Below are 15488 nucleotides of genomic sequence, written 5' to 3' on the forward strand. Positions count from 1 at the left end.
CGGGCAGTACGCCGCCCTCCTCGCGTACCTGGTCTTCCTCGCCTTCCCCTTCCTCTGGCTGGTCTCCACCGCCTTCAAGCCCGCCCGCGAGCTCGGCTCCCTGCATCCCACCTGGATCCCCGAGGACCCCACCCTCGGCAACTTCCGGCAGGCCTTCGGCGAGCAGCCCCTGCTCCAGGCCGCCGCCAACAGCCTCACGGCGGCACTCGGCGCCGCTCTGGTCACGGTCGCCCTCGCCACGCCCATGGCCTATGTCATGGCGCGGCACCGAGGCAGACTCTCGGCCGCCGCCACCGGGTGGGTCGTGGTCAGCCAGGCGTTTCCGTTCGTCCTGGTGATCATTCCGCTCTTCCTGGTGCTGAAGAATCTGCATCTGATCAACACGCTGCCCGGACTGGTCTTGGTGTACGTCGTGTGGTCGCTGCCGTTCGCGCTGTGGATGCTGGCCGGTTACGTGCGGGCCGTGCCGGCCGAGCTGGAGGAGGCCGCGGCGGTCGACGGGGCGGGCCAGCTCCGTACGCTCGTCTCGGTCACCGCGCCGCTGCTGGCGCCCGGCATCGTCGCCACCGCGCTCCTCGCCTTCATCACCGCGTGGAACGAGTTCTTCTTCGCGCTCGTCCTGCTCAAGACCCCGGAGAAGCAGACCTTGCCGGTCGTCCTCACCCACTTCCTCGGCGCGGAGGGCGTCGCCGACCTCGGCCCGCTCGCCGCGGCCGCGTTCCTCGCCACGCTCCCCTCGCTGGTCGTCTTCTCGCTCATCCAGAAGCGGATCACGAGCGGCATGCTGACCGGGGCGGTGAAGTCGTGATGCGTGGTCGGCGGACCGTCATCTGCCTCCTCATCGTCTTCGGGCTGCTGCTGACCGGCTGCTCCGGCGGCGGAGCCGAGCGCACCTCCGGTCCCCTCGTGCTGCGCTTCCAGTCCCTCGCCTGGCAGCAGGAGTCCGTCGAGGCCAACAAACAACTGGTCGCGGAGTGGAACGCCGCCCACCCCGACGTCCAGGTGCGGTACGTCCAGGGCAGCTGGGACAGCGTCCACGACCAGCTCCTCACCTCCTTCGAGGGCGGCGAGGCGCCCGACATCATCCACGACGCCTCCGACGACCTCGCCGACTTCGCGTACGGCGGCTACCTCGCGGATCTGCGCGGTCTGCTGCCCGCCCGCCTGACGGCGGACATACCCGAGCGCAGCTGGGAGACGACCACCTTCGGCGGCGGTGTGTACGGCGTGCCGTTCCTCCAGGAGCCGCGCGTGATCATGGCGAACAAGAAGCTCCTGGAGGCGTCGGGCGTCCGGATCCCCACGCCCGCGAAGCCGTGGAGCTGGGAGGAGTTCCGCCAGGTCGCGCGCGACCTGACGGCGACGATGGGAGAGGGGCGGTACGCCGTCGCCTGGCCGCTCAAGGAGCCCGTCTCCGTCTCCCTCAACCTGGGCCTGTCGGCGGGCGGCCGCCTCTTCCACCGCGAGGACGACGGCAAGATCCGCATCCGCTTCACCGACGGCGACGTCGTTATGCCCGGCACCGTCCGCGACCAGATCACCGCCGACCGCACCGCGCCCCGCTCGACCCTCGGCATGGGCGGCTCCGACACCCTGCCCGGCTTCTTCGGCGGCCGGTACGCGATGGTGCCGCTCGGCTTCTCGTACCGTCAGCAGATCGCACAGCAGGCACCCGAGGGCTTCGAGTGGATGGTGCTGCCCGCACCGGCGGGGGAGGAGGGGCTGGCGCAGGGGGTCAGTCCGCAGACCCTGTCGATCGCCGAGGACAGCCCGTACAAGAAGGAGGCCGCGCGCTTCATCGACTTCCTGCTGCAACCCCGCAACATGGTGCGCCTGGCGCGCGGCGACTGGATGCTGCCGACCGGTACGGAAGCGCTCAGGGACCCGTCGCTGCACACCGCGAAGGACGGCTGGGCGACCGGCGTGGCGCTGGCGGAGCACCTGCGTCCGGCTCCGGCTCAGTCGGTGCGGGGGTATCCGGAGTGGAAGGACAAGGTCGCCACGCCCGCGTTCCAGGAGTACTACAGCGGTGCGATCGACGCCCAGGAGCTGGAGGAACGCCTGGTGCGGGACGGGAACAGGGTGCTGGCGCGCTACCAGAGGTAGGCCGTCCGGGGGCTAAGATTGCACGAGACGTCTCGTCTCGGTTATGGTGGGGGCATGACCTCAGCCGCCCACGCCCACATCGCCATGTTCTCCATCGCCGCCCACGGTCACGTGAACCCCAGCCTCGACGTCATCCGCGAACTCGTCGCCCGCGGCCACCGCGTCAGCTACGCGATCCCCGCCTCCTTCGCGGACAAGGTCGCCGCCACCGGCGCCGAGCCGGTCGTCTACACCTCGACCCTGCCGACGGACGACGACCCGGAGGCGTGGGGGACGGAACTGATCGACAACATCGAGCCGTTCCTGAACGACGCCATCCACGTCCTCCCGCAGCTCGCCGCGGCGTTCGAGGGCGACGAACCGGACCTCGTCCTCCACGACATCACCTCCTACCCCGCACCCGTCCTCGCCCACCGGTGGGCCGTGCCCGCTGTGTCCCTGTGGCCGAACCTCGTCCCCTGGGAGGGGTACGAGGAGGAGGTCGCCGAGCCGATGTTCGCGGACCTCAAGGCGTCCGAGCGCGGCAAGGCGTACTACGCCCGCTTCGAGGCCTGGCTCGCCGAGAACGGTGTCGACGCCCACCCCGACCGGCTGATATCCCGGCCCCGGAAGGCGGTCGTCCTGATCCCCAAGGCGCTGCAGCCCCACGCGGACCGCGTCGACGAGTCCGTGTTCACCTTCGTCGGCGCCTGCCAGGGCGACCGCGCCGAAAAGGGCGACTGGCAGCGGCCGGCCGACGCCGAGAAGGTCCTGCTGGTGTCGCTGGGGTCGACGTTCACCAAGCAGCCGGAGTTCTACCGCGCGTGCGTCAAGGCCTTCGGTGACCTGCCCGGGTGGCACGTCGTCCTCCAGATCGGCGCGTACGTCGACCCGGCCGAGCTCGGTGACGTGCCGTCCAACGTCGAAGTGCACGACTGGGTGCCGCAGTTGGCGATCCTGCGCCAGGCCGACGCGTTCGTCACCCACGCGGGCGCGGGCGGCTGTCAGGAGGGCCTCGCGACCGGCACGCCGATGGTCGCGGTCCCGCAGGCAGTCGACCAGTTCGGCAACGCCGACATGCTGGAATCCCTCGGCGTCGCCCGCCACCTCCCGATGTCCGACGCCACAGCCGAAGCCCTGCGCACGGCCGTGCTCGACCTGGTCGCCGACCCCCGGGTCGCCGAGCGCGCCGAGGCCATCCGCCGCCAGATGTCCGCCGAGGGCGGCACCCGGCGCGCGGCCGACCTCATCGAGGCGGAGCTCCCGATGGCGTGACCCTTGTTGGGGGTGGGAGCCACTGCTCGTCGGGTTCGACTCACCGCGGTACCAACGATGTTCAGTCGAGACAGAACGCTACGTCGCCCCGGAGGTCCGCACCCAACGCGGTGCGGACCGCTTGGTGTACCGGCTGTGGGCGGGGCGCCGGATCCGAACGAGAGGGGTCGCGGCGGCGGATGTCGTTTCCGGGAGCCATCCCGTGCAGTCGCAAAAGCATGTTGAGCGAAGCTTGCCTTTCCGGCAATATCACGGAGCCTTTTCGGCTCAACCACCTGGAGGACTTGTGAACTTCACGCGCAAGCTCAGCCTCGGCCTCTCGGCCGCCGCACTGGCCCTGGCCGGAGTGGGGGCCACGGCGCCCAGCGCTGCGGCCGTCGGAGGATGCCCCTCCAACACACTCTGCCTGTACCGGGGTTACAACTACACCGACCTCGCCGTGACGTCGAAGAGCACCAACATATGTATCGACGTCCACACGTGGTTCCGCGAGCAGGGCATCCATTCCTACGTCAACAATCTGCCGGTCAAGGTCAACGTCTATGACTGGGTCCAGGAGACGGGTTACCGGTATGACGCCACCATCCGTTCCGGAGGGTTCAGCTCCAACGCCGGCACCAGCTTCGGCTACGAGGGTGCGGTCTGCATGGGTAGCGCGAGCCTGTAGGCCTAAGACGACGTCTCATTTGAGCTCGTAATCTTGAGGCATGACGATCGTGGAGCGGCTGGTCCCGGAGGGGTTGTGGGAGTTGTTCCAGCGGCTGGTGCCGCCCGCGCCGACGCGTCCGCAGGGCGGTGGGCGGCGCCGGTGCGGCGACCGTGAGGTGCTGGCGGCGGTCAGCTTCGTGGCCACCTCGGGCTGCACCTGGCGGCAACTGCCGCCGGTCTTCGGCCCGTCGGGGCCGATCGCGCACCGGCGTTTCACCGAGTGGAGTGCCGCCCAGGTCTGGGCGAAGCTGCACCGTCTGGTCCTGGACGAACGGGGCCGCGCGGGGAGTTGGACTGGTCGCGGTGCGCCATCGACTCGGTGAACATGCGGGCCCTGAAAGGGGGGAGCTGACGGGTCCGAATCCTGTCGACCGGGGAAAGAAAGGCTCGAAGATCCACTTGATCACCGAGCGGACCGGTCTGCCCCTGTCCATGCATCTCCGGCGCGAACCTCCACGACAGCCAGGCCCTCAAGCCCCTCGTCCGTGGCATCCCTCCGATCCGCTCATCGAACGGACGATGTCGCCGCCTGCACCGCCGCCACGAAAAACGCAAGGCCGAGCACTTCCTCACCTTCACCGCCGTCGCCTGCACCCTCATCTGCTACCGCAGGCTCGATCGTCTTAAGAGGCGGGGGCGGTCTTCCGGCTCCCAGGCTGACCGTCGGGTGCCGGTGCGGTCCGGTCAGGAGGGGGCGGAGACGTGATCGGGCGCGTGGTCTGCTGTCCGGTCGGGCCGGAACCGGCGGCGGACGAGCGCGATCAGGGAAGGTCCTCCGCGGAAGCACCACAGGGCGATGACCGGATCACAGATGGCACATGCCAGAGATGCGTCGTGGTAGAACGGCAGGATCGGATTGCCCTTGAGGTGGTGGGCCATGTCCCAGGCCGTGTGGAGCAGCCAGCCGACGCCGATGAAGGCCCAGGAGTCCAGGCCGCGGTAGGCGACGTAGGCCGTGAGTGCGACGAATGGGAGCTCCCACGGGCCGAAGCCGCCCCCGCTCAGATAGGCGGCGCCGGCTCCGCCCACCATGATCGCGTTGAAGTGACGTCGGTGCGGTTCTTTGATCAGGGACATCAGCAGGCAGTAGATGATGCCGACGATCACGGGTGACACAAGGTTCATGAGGGGATGACTTCTTCCTCCTGGGGCGGGCCGACTCGCCGCGGTCGAGTTGTCGCAGCGCGAGCACCGACGTCTCGGCCAGAGCGCGGTCCCGGGTGGGCAGGATCAGGAGTGTCAGTACGCTGGCGGCCTTCGCGGTCAGCAGGATCGAGGCGATCAGTCAGGCGTCGGCGAGGGCGCGGCGCGGCGTTGGGGAAACATACTCGCGGGGACGGTGACCGGGTCGACGGCGACGGTGCCTTCGACGGACATGCTGATGTTCTTCCTGCTTGTGCAGGGGGATGGTGAGCGACTGATCTGCGAAGGGCCGGGCGCTCAGCAGGTCGCCGTCGTCCACGATGCGGGCGCGCACCGCGTGGGCACCGGTGGCGTCCAGCACGTCGAGGCCCATGTGGTGGGTGGTGGCGTGACGTCCCTCCAGCAGGCCGGCCATGGCCAGGACGAGCGAACCGCCGCAGACGGTGGCGACGGTGATGTCCGGGTCGTTCATTGCCTGTTTGAGGAGGGCACGCAGCTCGGTGGTCAGCGTGCGGCCCAGCAGCACCGGGATGAACGGCAATGGCATCGAGCGGGTCGAAGCCATCGAACAGGACGACCTGGGTGTGCATGGGTGTGGGGTTCCTTCGGCGTCGATTTCCATCGGGACGCTCCGAAGTCAACCGGCTTCCGGGGTGCTCGCCCAGTGGCACTAGTGACAGGTTGCAACGGAATAGTGCCAACACTTCCTTGAAGCGTGTGGACTGCGATGACGTGGGCCTTCCGGAAGGGCGGCCCAGGTCCGTCAAGCTGGTGGAGAGGTAAGTTCTGGCCATGCATACGGTTGCCGTGCTCGCGTTGGATCAGGTGATCCCGTTCGACCTGTCCACCCCGATCGAGGTCTTCTCCCGGACCCGCCTGCCCGACGGGCGACCCGGCTACCAGGTACGGGTGTGCGCCGAGCGCGACGAGGTCGACGCCGGAGCCTTCACCCTGCGTGCCCCCTGGGGCCTGGAGGGCCTTCAGGGCGCGGACACGATCATCGTGCCGGGCGTCGCCGATCTCGCTGCCTCACTCCCTCCCGCCGTGCACGACGCGCTGCGGTCGGCCGCTGCCGACGGCACCCGGATCGCCTCCATCTGCGTGGGCACCTTCCCCCTGGCTGACACCGGGCTCCTCGACGGACTGCGCGTCACGACCCACTGGCGCGCGGCCGGCCTGCTGGCTACCGCCCACCCGGACCTCGACGTCGACCCGGACGTCCTCTACGTCGACAACGGCCAGTTGCTCACCTCGGCCGGCGCCGCGGCGGGCATGGACCTGTGTCTGCACATGATCCGCCGTGACTACGGCTCGGCCGTCGCCGCCGACGCCGCCCGCCTGTCAGTGATGCCTCTCGAACGAGAGGGTGGGCAGGCGCAGTTCATCGTCTACGACCACGCACCCACACCGCAGGGCTCCGAGCTTGAGACGCTGCTCACCTGGCTACAGGAAAACCTGGCCCGCGACCTCACCCTTGCCGACATCGCCGAGCGGGCCGGAACCAGCACCCGAACCCTGATCCGGCGCTTCCGCGACCAGACCGGCACCACGCCGCTCCAGTGGCTCCACCGGGCCCGCGTCCGCCAGGCACAGCACTTGCTGGAAACCACGGAGCACTCCGTGGAGCGCATCGGCAGCCAGGTCGGCTTCGGCTCACCCACCACCTTCCGTGACCGCTTCAAACGCACCACCGGCGTCAGCCCGCAGACCTACCGGCGCACGTTCAGTTGAACAGCCAAATGAGATGGCCTCTCAGGCCGTTTCCCGCCGATCACCTCGCTGGCAAGGTGAAGATGGCGGCGAGGCGGAGTCCAGTCAGGTAGATGGTGGCCGGTCTTGTCGTAGCGGGTGGCCGGGCCGCGCCACTGCTTGAGCTTGTTGATGCACCGCTCTACCGCGTCCCGCTGCTTGCAGGCGTCGCGGTCGAAGGCCGGCGGGCGGCCGCCGAGCCGACCGCGGCATTTGCGGTTCGCGGCCTGGTCGACCGGGGTGGGATCACTGCCCGGATCCCGCGCCGCCGCAAGTGACTACGGCTCGCGTGGGACGAATAGGCCTTGTCGGCCAGAATCATGTGCGGTGCGGTTCTGAGCCGGCCGTTCGGCCGGGGCACGCGTGATCGGGCCATGACTTCGGGGAAAGCGAGCGGGCGGCAGCGGCTGTCCGCGGTGAGGTGGATCTTGTGGTCGGACCGCCGCGGGACCGTCCGAGATCATGGTCGGCCGGCTCGCCGGCGGGGCCCTTTTTGACGGGCCCGGCGGCGTGCTGGTGAGCCCGGACGATGGTGGAGTCCGTAACGACCCAGTCGAGGTCGCCTTCCGCGTCGGCCTGGGCGAGCAGGCGGTGCCGCAGCCGGTTACGGGCGCCCATCGATCCTCGCCCACTGGGCGTCAGTGGCGGCGATAGCCGCGCCAGATGTCCGGCTCCCGATGGGCGGGATCTCCGGCGCGGTCGGCCAGCACTCCTGCGGCTGCGGCGAGTTCGCCGAGGCGGCCTCTGGCCTGGGTGCTTCTCGTGGAGGTCTCGTGAAGTCGCGAAGGTGGTAAAGGATTCAAGCAGACCGCTTCGTTCGGCTTGCCCCCATTCCTCATTACGAAGACTTGTTGAGTAAGTAACAGCCGTATGAAGCTCTTGATCTGGGCGCGTCAATCGGTCAGGGTTTCGAACCAACCCCCGGAGATTTTCCGTCCGGAGGGCAATCCCCCCACAAATGATTGACGAGGAGACCCCTCTTCATGACCACCCATCAGCGCGCCCGCCGGTTCACGCTCGCCACGGCCATGGCCGCCGTCGCCGGAGTGACCGCCCTGAGCGCGCCGCACGCCTCCGCCGCTCCCGCGCCCGAGGCCGCGGCCGTCGAGGGCACCGTCTACGGCCTGGGCGCCCAGGGCGCCGTCGCCGGGAGCTACATCGTCCTGCTCGACGAGAAGGCGGACAAGGCCAAGCTCGCCGAGGAGTACGGCGGCACGCTCCGGCGCAGCTACAGCTCCGCCGTCAACGGCTTCTCCGCCAACGGCCTTTCGGAGACCGAGGCCAAGCGGCTGGCGGCCGACCCGGCCGTCGCCAAGGTCGTCCAGAACAAGAAGTTCACCATCGACGCCACCCAGACCAACCCGCCGTCCTGGGGTCTGGACCGCCTCGACCAGGCCGACACCGCGGGCGACAGCGCGTACACCTACCCCGACGGCGCGGGTGAGGGCGTCACCGCGTACGTCATCGACACCGGCGTGCGCGTCAGCCACAAGGACTTCGAGGGCCGCGCCGTCTCCGGCTTCGACGCCGTCGACAACGACAACGATGCCGACGACGGCAACGGCCACGGCACCCACGTCGCCGGCACCATAGCCGGGGCCGCGCACGGCGTCGCGAAGAAGGCGAAGATCGTCGCCGTACGCGTCCTCGACGACAACGGCTCCGGCACCACCGAGCAGGTCGTCGCGGGCATCGACTGGGTCACCAAGAACCACCAGGGCCCGTCCGTCGCCAACATGAGCCTCGGCGGTGGCGCCGACGAGGCCCTCGACGAGGCCGTCCGCAAGGCCATCGCCGCCGGCGTCACCTTCGGCGTGGCCGCCGGCAACGAGTCCCAGGACGCCGGCCAGGTCTCCCCGGCCCGCGTCCAGGAGGCCATCACCGTGGCCTCGTCCACCAAGGACGACCAGCAGTCGAGCTTCTCCAACCACGGCGCGGTCGTGGACCTCTACGCCCCGGGCTCCGACATCACCTCCGCCTGGAACGACGGCGACGAGGGCACCAAGACCATCTCCGGCACCTCCATGGCGACGCCCCACGTCGTCGGCGCCGCCGCCGTCTACCTGGCGGGCCACAAGGACGCCACCCCGGAGCAGGTCGCCAAGGCCCTCACCGACGGAGCCACGCCCGGCAAGATCTCCAACCCCACCGGCTCCACGCCCAACAAGCTGCTGAAGATCGTCGAGTAGCTCCCGGAGCCCCTGACCGGCGGCCGCCGTGCCCTCCCCCACGGGGCACGGCGGCCGCCTATGGTGTGCCCATGACGACGAGGTACGCCGCCCTGCTGCGCGGCATCAATGTCGGCGGCCACCGGAAGGTTCCGATGGCCGAGCTGCGCACGGTCCTCGCGGGGCTCGGGCTCGACGGCGTGCAGACGTATCTGCAGAGCGGCAACGCCGTCTTCGGCAGCGACTCCCGCGCCGGCGAGGAGGGGCTCCGCGCCGAGCTGGAGCAGGCCATCGAGCAGCACTTCGGCTTCCCCGTCGACTGCCTCGTCCGCGGCGGACCGTATCTGCGCGCCGTGGCCGACGCCTGCCCCTTCCCCGCCGCCGAGCTGGAGGGCAAGCAGCTGCACGTCACGTTCTTCTCGGAGCAGGTGGACCAGGAGCGGTTCGCCGCGCTCGACCAAGCCGCCTTCCTCCCCGAGAAGTTCCGACTCGGCGACCGTGCCCTGTACCTGTACGCCCCCGAGGGCCTGGGCCGCTCCAAGCTGGCCGAGGCACTCGGCCGCCCGGCCCTGACGAAGGGCCTCGTCGGAACCACCCGCAACTGGAACACCGTCGTCAAGCTGGTGGAGCTGACCCGTGACCGCCCATGACCACACCCCGGCGGTCGCGGCGGCGATCGAGCGGGAACTCCGCCTGCTCGACCCCGCCGTACGCCGCGACCCCGTGCTCTTCGCGGCGCTGCTGCACCCCGACTTCCACGAGTTCGGCAGGTCCGGGCGCCACTGGGACCGCGCCTCCATGACCGCCGAGATCACCGCGGCCGCCGCGGACGACGCCCCGCGGTCCGCGCCCCCCACCGCCTCGCGCATGCGCGGCGTGCAGCTAGCCGACGACGTGGTGCACCTGACCTTCGACACCGAACGCGACGGCCACTGGACCCACCGCAGTTCGGTGTGGCGGCGCACCGACCGGGGCTGGCTGCTCTACTTCCACCAGGGCACGCCGTTCACGCCGGTCACCCAGCGGCAGTAAGCGCGTCCAGTCGCGCCACATCGTCCGCGTCCAGGCGTACGGAGGCGGCGTCGAGGTTCTCGTCGAGGTGTGCGAGCGACCCGGTGCCGGGGGTGGGCAGCAGGACCGGCGAGCGGTGCAGCAGCCAGGCCAGCGCGAGTTGGCCTCGGGTGGCGCCGTGCCGGGCGGCGAGCGCGTCGAGCTCGGCGGCCGCCGTGGAACCGGCCAGGGAGCCGTTGGCCAGCGGGAACCACGGCAGGAACGCCAGGCCGTGCGCCTCGCACACCTCCAGGACGTCCTGCGAGGAACGGTCGAGCAGGTTGAAACGGTTCTGTACGGAGGCGAGCGGGGCCACGTCCAGCGCGAGCGCCCGCTCGAGCTGCGCCGCGGTCACCGTGTCGAGGCCGATGTGCCGGATCTTGCCCTCCCGCCGCAGCTCGTCCAGCGTCCCGAGCTGGTCCGCCATCGGCACCTCGGGATCCAGCCGGTGCAGCTGGTACAGGTCGATGGTCTCGGTACGCAGTCGGCGCAGGCTCGCCTCGCACATCGCGCGCAGCTGCTCGGGGCGCCCCGCGACGTGCCAGGCGCTGTCGCTCGTGCGCACCACGCCGCCCTTGGTCGCCACGACCAGGCCCGCCGGGTACGGGTGCAGCGCCTCGGCCACCAGCTCCTCGGCGAGACCGGGGCCGTAGTTGTCGGCCGTGTCGATGAGCGTGACACCCCGCTCGACCGCCCGGCGCAGCACCGCGACCGCCTCCGCGCGCGTACCGCGCGGCCCCCAGTAACCGGGGCCGGTCAACTGCGCGGTGCCGAAGCCGAGTCGGCGTACGGGCAGGTCGCCGCCGAGCGTGAAGGTCTCCAAGATCACCACGCGACCGTACTCCTTCTCCGCTCGGCAAGGAACCGCCCGAACCGCCCGAACCGCCCGACGACGGACGGCACGCCATGGCGCCCCCCGCGCGCCACGGCGTGCCCGGTCAGTCAGATCGGGTCGAGTCAGGTCACCGCGCACGCGGAACCGGTCCCGGCGGCCCGGTGTCTCGTCACCTTGCCGTCCGGCCCCAGCGCGTAGGTCAGCCCGTCCGGCAGGACGCGCAGGCCGGTGGCGCGGATCTCCGACGAAGACGGCTGTCCCGTCGGGGACATGGTGCTGATCCGGCCCTCGGAGAGGAACACCCCGCAGTCGCCGGAGGCGCCGAGGCCGCCGCCGCTCGAGGTGACGGCCTCGGCCGTCCTGTCCCCGGTGTTCGCCGTGACCCGGACCGCCTGGGCGTCCTGCTCGCTCTTGCCCACGGCGTAGGCCCCCACCACCGTCGTGGTCCGCGACATGGCGCACTCGCTGGAGAAGTCCCCGAGCTCCCGCACCTTCCTGCCCGTGCCGAGCGTGAAGAGGGCGGGCCGCTCACCGATGGTGGCCGCCCGGTCGCCTGCCCGGTCCAGGCAGCCGAGGGCGCCGGGGAGGTGGTCGGCGACCAGTCGGGGCGGGCCGGCGTGCCGCCCGCCGACATCGAAGAGGTAGGCGGACCAGCGCGGCGCCGCGTCGCTGCCCGTGGCGACCGAGACGGCCAGCGAGCCCCCGTCGGCGGACTGGACCCCCATCGCGTCCTTGAGCCCTCCGGTCAGGCTCTGCTCCTCGCCGCCGGCCGACCAGGTGACCCGCTCGCCGTCGGTGGCGACCCAGTCGTCCGGACCGGAGCTCCAGTGGACATCGAGGCGAGCGGCCTCGAATTCCTTCACAGAAGTCCGGATTCCCTGTTTCCAGATCGCTGCCGACTTTTTCTGCTTCGGGTTCTCGGTGACCGCGGCGGAAATGACCGCGTCCGGGCACCGGGTAAGGCATTGGATATCGGAAGGAAAATGCCCGGAGTGCTTCCAGGCGTGTGTGCCGTCCGAGCGGAATCCCTGGAGAACCTCGCGTTCGGTGTCGAAGGTGATGTAGCCGTGGGCATCGGCTTCGACGAGCAGGGTCGTGGGGTCCGCCGGGGGCGGGCCGGCGGACGCCCGCCCGCCGGGGCCCTCGGTGGCCGCACACCCGGCGAGGACCGGAAGGAGCAGACAGGCGGCGGCAGCCAGGCGCGTACGGATCTTCATGGTTCCTCCGGGCCCGAGGGGAGGCCGGGCGGCCTCCCCTCGGACTCTCGACGACCGGTGAGGCAGGGGTCAGAAGGCGAACGACTTGCCCTTGCACTCCATCGGCCAGCTGTCCATGTTGTACCAACCGTGGCTGATGAGCCGGGTCTTGCCCTTCTTGGTGATCGGCTCACGGCCGATCGGCCAGCCCTGGCCCCAGCTGTTGTACTCCCAGGACACCTGCCCCTTCTTCACCTCCACGTGCCCCTTGCGCGTGGTGCCGTCCAGGAGGTACGTGACGTGGCTCAGGTCGCGGCGCTTCTTGTTGATGCCGTGGCTGTTCGGGAAGTTGAGCCGCTGCTTGTGCTTCCACGTGGTCGAGGTCTTCGCCACGTAGTAGCTGTCCGTGCGGACATTGCCGTCGGCCGACGGCCCCAGCGCGGTCGAGCAGTTCACCGTGACCTTCTTGTCGGCGGCGACGGCGGAAGGCGCGGTCAGCGTTCCGATCGCGAGCGCGGCGATGACGGTCGGAGCCGTGAGAGCGGCGGCCCGGCGAAAACTGATGTTCATTTATTTTCCCCTCTTGTCGGTCGTGAATATCTTCGCCGGGCGTTGATCGCCGATCAAGGAACTTGAGGAACATCTGAGGGTTGGTCAGGGGAATGTCCCGCTATTCCGAGTTCCGGAATATGGATGGTTGAATTCCGCTCTTCTTTTCCTCGCTCGGGAATGTATTTCGGATTCTTTTTCCGGATATCGGACCCCCGTCGGCAACGAAAACGGGGCCCCCTCGCAGGAGGGGACCCCGTGTCGGCCGGTGGCGGCGCTCAGGCGGTGAAGGCGACCGGCCGCCGCTCCGCCCCGAGCGCCTCGTCGTACCGCTCGACCAGCAGCCGCGCCAGCTCCGGCGACGGGCCCAGCACATCGGCGAGGACGTCCGCCCCCGCCGCGCCCTCGGCGATGCGGTCCGGCAGGCGGCCGGGCGCGATGACGTACGGCGCCACCGCCACGCGGCGCACGCCGTCGGCGCGCAGCGCCCGTACCGCGTCCTCCGTCCGCGGGAGAGATGCGGAGGCGAACGCAGGCCGCACGGCACACCAACCAGTGCGCCGCAGCTCCCGCGCCGTTTCTGCGATCACTGCGATCGCCTCCGGGTCCGTGGAGCCCGCCGAGGCCAGGACGACCCCGGTCGAGCCCTTGTCGGCGGGGGTGAGCCCCGCCTCGTACAACCGCCGCTCCACCGCCGCCAGGAGCAGCGGCGACGGGCCGAGGACCTCCGCCTGCCGCACGCGCAGCGACGGCGGGGCCTCGCGCAGTACGGCGGGGATGTCGGCCTTCGCGTGGAAGGCGCGCGTCAGCAGCAGGGGGAGCGCGACCACCTCGCGTACCCCCTCCGCCACCAGCCGCTCCAGCACGGCCGGCACCGACGGGACGTTGAAGTCCAGGAACGCCGTCTCCACCCGCAGCCCGGGACGCAGCACACCCACCGCCCGCACCAGGGTGTGGACGGTCGCGGCGTGCCGCGGGTCGCGGCTGCCGTGGGCGATGACGAGCAGGACGGAATCGTTCACGGCGGGCTCAGCTCTTCACCAGCAGGCCGCGGCTGCGCAGCACGGCCCGCTCCAGGGGGCTGAAGATCAGCAGGTCGATGGCGATGCCGACGACCAGGATCAGGATGATCGCCAGGAAGATCCCCGGCATGTCGATGTTGTTGCGGCCGTGCTCCAGCAACTGGCCCAGCCCCAGGCCGAGCTCGGGGGAGGAGGCGATGATCTCGGCGGCCATCAGCGACCGCCACGAGAACGCCCAGCCCTGCTTCAGACCGGCCAGGTAGCCGGGCAGCGCGGCCGGCATGACGATGTGCCAGGCGCCCCGCAGCCCGGTCGCGCCGAGCGTCCGCCCGGCCCGCAGGAACAGCGGCGGGACCTGGTCGACGCCCGCCACCAGGCCGTTGGCGATCGACGGCACGGCGCCCAGCAGGATCACCGCGTACATCATCGAGTCGTTGAGGCCGATCCAGAGCACCGCGGGCGCCACCCAGGCCACCGACGGAAGGGCCTGGAGGCCGGAGAGGATCGGGCCGATCGCCGCCCGCACGAACTTCACCCGGGCGACCAGCAGGCCCAGCGGCGTACCGATCGCCAGCGCCATCAGGAAGCCCAGCAGGGCCCGCGACACACTGGTCCACAGCACGTCGAAGAGCGTGCCCTGCAGCCACATGGTGGTCAGGCTGTCCCAGACCGCGGACGGCGCCGGGAGCTTGTACGCGTCCGTGACCTTCGCCCACACCAGCAGCTGCCACACCACCAGCACCAGCGCGACGGCCAGCACCGGAGGCAGGACCTTCTTCAGCAGGACGTCGCGCACCGGAGTCCGCGCCACCTGCACGGCGTCCAGCGCGTCGAGACCCGCCTCCAGGCCGGCGAGGTCGTCGGACTTGGCGCCCGTCGTGACGGTCGTCGTCGTATCAGTGCTGGCCATGACGGCGGATCTCCCCACGCAGTTCTTCGGTGATCTCGATGGACAGCTCCGCCACCGCGGCGTCCTCGATGCGGCGCGGCTGCGGGATGCCGATCTCCCACTCGCGGGCGATGCGCCCGGGACGGGACGACAGCAGCACCACGCGCTCGGCCAGCCGCACCGCCTCGCGCACGTTGTGCGTGACGAACAGGACCGACAGCCGCGTCTCGCTCCAGATCCGGGTCAGCTCGTCGTGCAGCACGTCCCGGGTGATGGCGTCCAGCGCCGCGAACGGCTCGTCCATCAGCAGCAGGTCGCTGTCCTGCGCGAGCGCCCGCGCCAGCGCCACGCGCTGCCGCATGCCGCCGGACAGCTCGTGCACCCGCTTCCCGTACGAGCCCTTCAGGCGCACGAGCTCCAGCAGCCGCTCCGCCTCGTCGCGCCGCTCGCTCTTCGGGACGCCGCGCAGCCGCAGCGCCAGCTCGATGTTCTTGCCCGCCGTCAGCCACGGGAACAGCGCGTGCTCCTGGAACATCAGCGCCGGCCGGCCGCCCGGGGTGTCGATCGACCCCGCGGACGGCCGGTCGAGCCCCGCGACCAGGTTGAGCAGCGTGGACTTGCCGCAGCCCGAGGCGCCCAGGAGGGTGACGAACTCGCCCGGAGCGACATCGAGCGAGATGTCGTCGAGGACGAGCTGCTGCCCGGACGGGGTGGCGAAGGACTTGGAGACGTGCTCGAGACGGGCGGCGTGCGTGGTCACCGCGGCACGGTCCTCGGCCTTGGCGAGCGTGGTGGCCATGGTCGTCACCTCCTGGGAGA

At 70.4% G+C, this 15488-nt stretch carries 15 protein-coding genes and 3 pseudogenes; 9 read left to right on the plus strand and 9 right to left on the minus strand.

What is annotated here, in order from left to right:
• Nucleotides 1-28: 28 nt before the first annotated feature.
• The 5 genes and pseudogenes from ABZX67_RS17880 to ABZX67_RS17900 all read left to right on the plus strand — a co-directional run.
• Complete coding sequence (locus ABZX67_RS17880) at nucleotides 29-808, plus strand: carbohydrate ABC transporter permease (protein WP_355361277.1); 780 nt, start codon at nucleotides 29-31, stop codon at nucleotides 806-808.
• Nucleotides 808-2106: a sugar ABC transporter substrate-binding protein gene (locus ABZX67_RS17885; RefSeq protein WP_355361101.1), complete on the plus strand. Its 1299-nt coding sequence runs from the start codon at nucleotides 808-810 to the stop codon at nucleotides 2104-2106. The genes ABZX67_RS17880 and ABZX67_RS17885 overlap by 1 nt, the downstream gene beginning before the upstream one ends.
• A 54-nt stretch (nucleotides 2107-2160) precedes the next feature.
• Nucleotides 2161-3360, plus strand: a complete 1200-nt coding sequence (gene mgt / locus ABZX67_RS17890) for a macrolide-inactivating glycosyltransferase (RefSeq protein ID WP_355361104.1) — start codon at nucleotides 2161-2163, stop codon at nucleotides 3358-3360.
• A gap of 286 nt (nucleotides 3361-3646) precedes the next feature.
• Nucleotides 3647-4027, plus strand: a complete 381-nt coding sequence (locus ABZX67_RS17895) for a peptidase inhibitor family I36 protein (RefSeq protein ID WP_355361107.1) — start codon at nucleotides 3647-3649, stop codon at nucleotides 4025-4027.
• Nucleotides 4028-4067: 40 nt separating this feature from the next.
• Nucleotides 4068-4684 (plus strand): annotated as a pseudogene (locus tag ABZX67_RS17900) (IS5 family transposase); the annotation flags it as partial.
• 68 nt (nucleotides 4685-4752) lie between these two features.
• Here ABZX67_RS17900 and ABZX67_RS17905 read toward each other — a convergent pair.
• Both ABZX67_RS17905 and ABZX67_RS17910 read right to left on the minus strand, forming a co-directional pair.
• Nucleotides 4753-5193 (minus strand): DUF6010 family protein, encoded by a 441-nt coding sequence (locus ABZX67_RS17905; protein WP_355361110.1) that lies wholly within the window; start codon nucleotides 5191-5193, stop codon nucleotides 4753-4755.
• Between the two features lie 313 nt (nucleotides 5194-5506).
• A pseudogene (locus ABZX67_RS17910) lies at nucleotides 5507-5743 on the minus strand (DJ-1/PfpI family protein); the annotation flags it as partial.
• Between the two features lie 260 nt (nucleotides 5744-6003).
• On the opposite strand from ABZX67_RS17910, the gene ABZX67_RS17915 reads away from it, so the two are divergent.
• Entirely contained in the window at nucleotides 6004-6942 is a 939-nt protein-coding gene (locus ABZX67_RS17915; protein ID WP_355361113.1) for a helix-turn-helix domain-containing protein, read from the plus strand.
• On the opposite strand, the pseudogene ABZX67_RS17920 reads toward ABZX67_RS17915, so the two are convergent.
• Nucleotides 6921-7527 (minus strand): annotated as a pseudogene (locus ABZX67_RS17920) (transposase); the annotation flags it as partial. The gene ABZX67_RS17915 and the pseudogene ABZX67_RS17920 sit on opposite strands and share 22 nt — an antisense overlap.
• A gap of 416 nt (nucleotides 7528-7943) precedes the next feature.
• Here ABZX67_RS17920 and ABZX67_RS17925 point away from each other — a divergent pair.
• The 3 genes from ABZX67_RS17925 to ABZX67_RS17935 all read left to right on the plus strand — a co-directional run bounded on the left by ABZX67_RS17925 (nucleotide 7944) and on the right by ABZX67_RS17935 (nucleotide 10160).
• On the plus strand, nucleotides 7944-9149 hold the full coding sequence (locus ABZX67_RS17925; RefSeq protein ID WP_355361116.1) for a S8 family peptidase: 1206 nt from the start codon (nucleotides 7944-7946) through the stop codon (nucleotides 9147-9149).
• A gap of 71 nt (nucleotides 9150-9220) precedes the next feature.
• On the plus strand, nucleotides 9221-9778 hold the full coding sequence (locus ABZX67_RS17930; RefSeq protein WP_355361119.1) for a DUF1697 domain-containing protein: 558 nt from the start codon (nucleotides 9221-9223) through the stop codon (nucleotides 9776-9778).
• A complete protein-coding gene (locus ABZX67_RS17935; RefSeq protein ID WP_355361122.1) occupies nucleotides 9765-10160 on the plus strand; it encodes a nuclear transport factor 2 family protein in 396 nt (131 codons plus the stop codon). Before ABZX67_RS17930 ends, ABZX67_RS17935 begins: the two co-directional genes overlap by 14 nt.
• Here ABZX67_RS17935 and ABZX67_RS17940 read toward each other — a convergent pair.
• The 6 genes from ABZX67_RS17940 to ABZX67_RS17965 form a co-directional block, all read right to left on the minus strand.
• The gene (locus tag ABZX67_RS17940; protein WP_355361125.1) at nucleotides 10144-11010 is read right to left on the minus strand and encodes an aldo/keto reductase; all 867 of its coding nucleotides are present in this window, start codon (nucleotides 11008-11010) and stop codon (nucleotides 10144-10146) included. The two genes, ABZX67_RS17935 and ABZX67_RS17940, sit on opposite strands and share 17 nt — an antisense overlap.
• Nucleotides 11011-11135: 125 nt before the next feature.
• Complete coding sequence (locus ABZX67_RS17945) at nucleotides 11136-12230, minus strand: hypothetical protein (RefSeq protein ID WP_355361128.1); 1095 nt, start codon at nucleotides 12228-12230, stop codon at nucleotides 11136-11138.
• A gap of 69 nt (nucleotides 12231-12299) precedes the next feature.
• Nucleotides 12300-12779: a hypothetical protein gene (locus tag ABZX67_RS17950; protein ID WP_355361130.1), complete on the minus strand. Its 480-nt coding sequence runs from the start codon at nucleotides 12777-12779 to the stop codon at nucleotides 12300-12302.
• Nucleotides 12780-13036: 257 nt separating this feature from the next.
• Complete coding sequence (locus ABZX67_RS17955; RefSeq protein ID WP_355361132.1) at nucleotides 13037-13780, minus strand: sirohydrochlorin chelatase; 744 nt, start codon at nucleotides 13778-13780, stop codon at nucleotides 13037-13039.
• A gap of 7 nt (nucleotides 13781-13787) precedes the next feature.
• Nucleotides 13788-14690 (minus strand): ABC transporter permease, encoded by a 903-nt coding sequence (locus ABZX67_RS17960; protein WP_355361134.1) that lies wholly within the window; start codon nucleotides 14688-14690, stop codon nucleotides 13788-13790.
• The gene (locus ABZX67_RS17965) at nucleotides 14677-15468 is read right to left on the minus strand and encodes an ABC transporter ATP-binding protein (RefSeq protein ID WP_355361136.1); all 792 of its coding nucleotides are present in this window, start codon (nucleotides 15466-15468) and stop codon (nucleotides 14677-14679) included. Before ABZX67_RS17965 ends, ABZX67_RS17960 begins: the two co-directional genes overlap by 14 nt.
• Nucleotides 15469-15488 lie beyond the last annotated feature (20 nt).

This window comes from Streptomyces sp. NPDC003036 (assembly GCF_040611175.1).
Classification (GTDB): domain Bacteria; phylum Actinomycetota; class Actinomycetes; order Streptomycetales; family Streptomycetaceae; genus Streptomyces.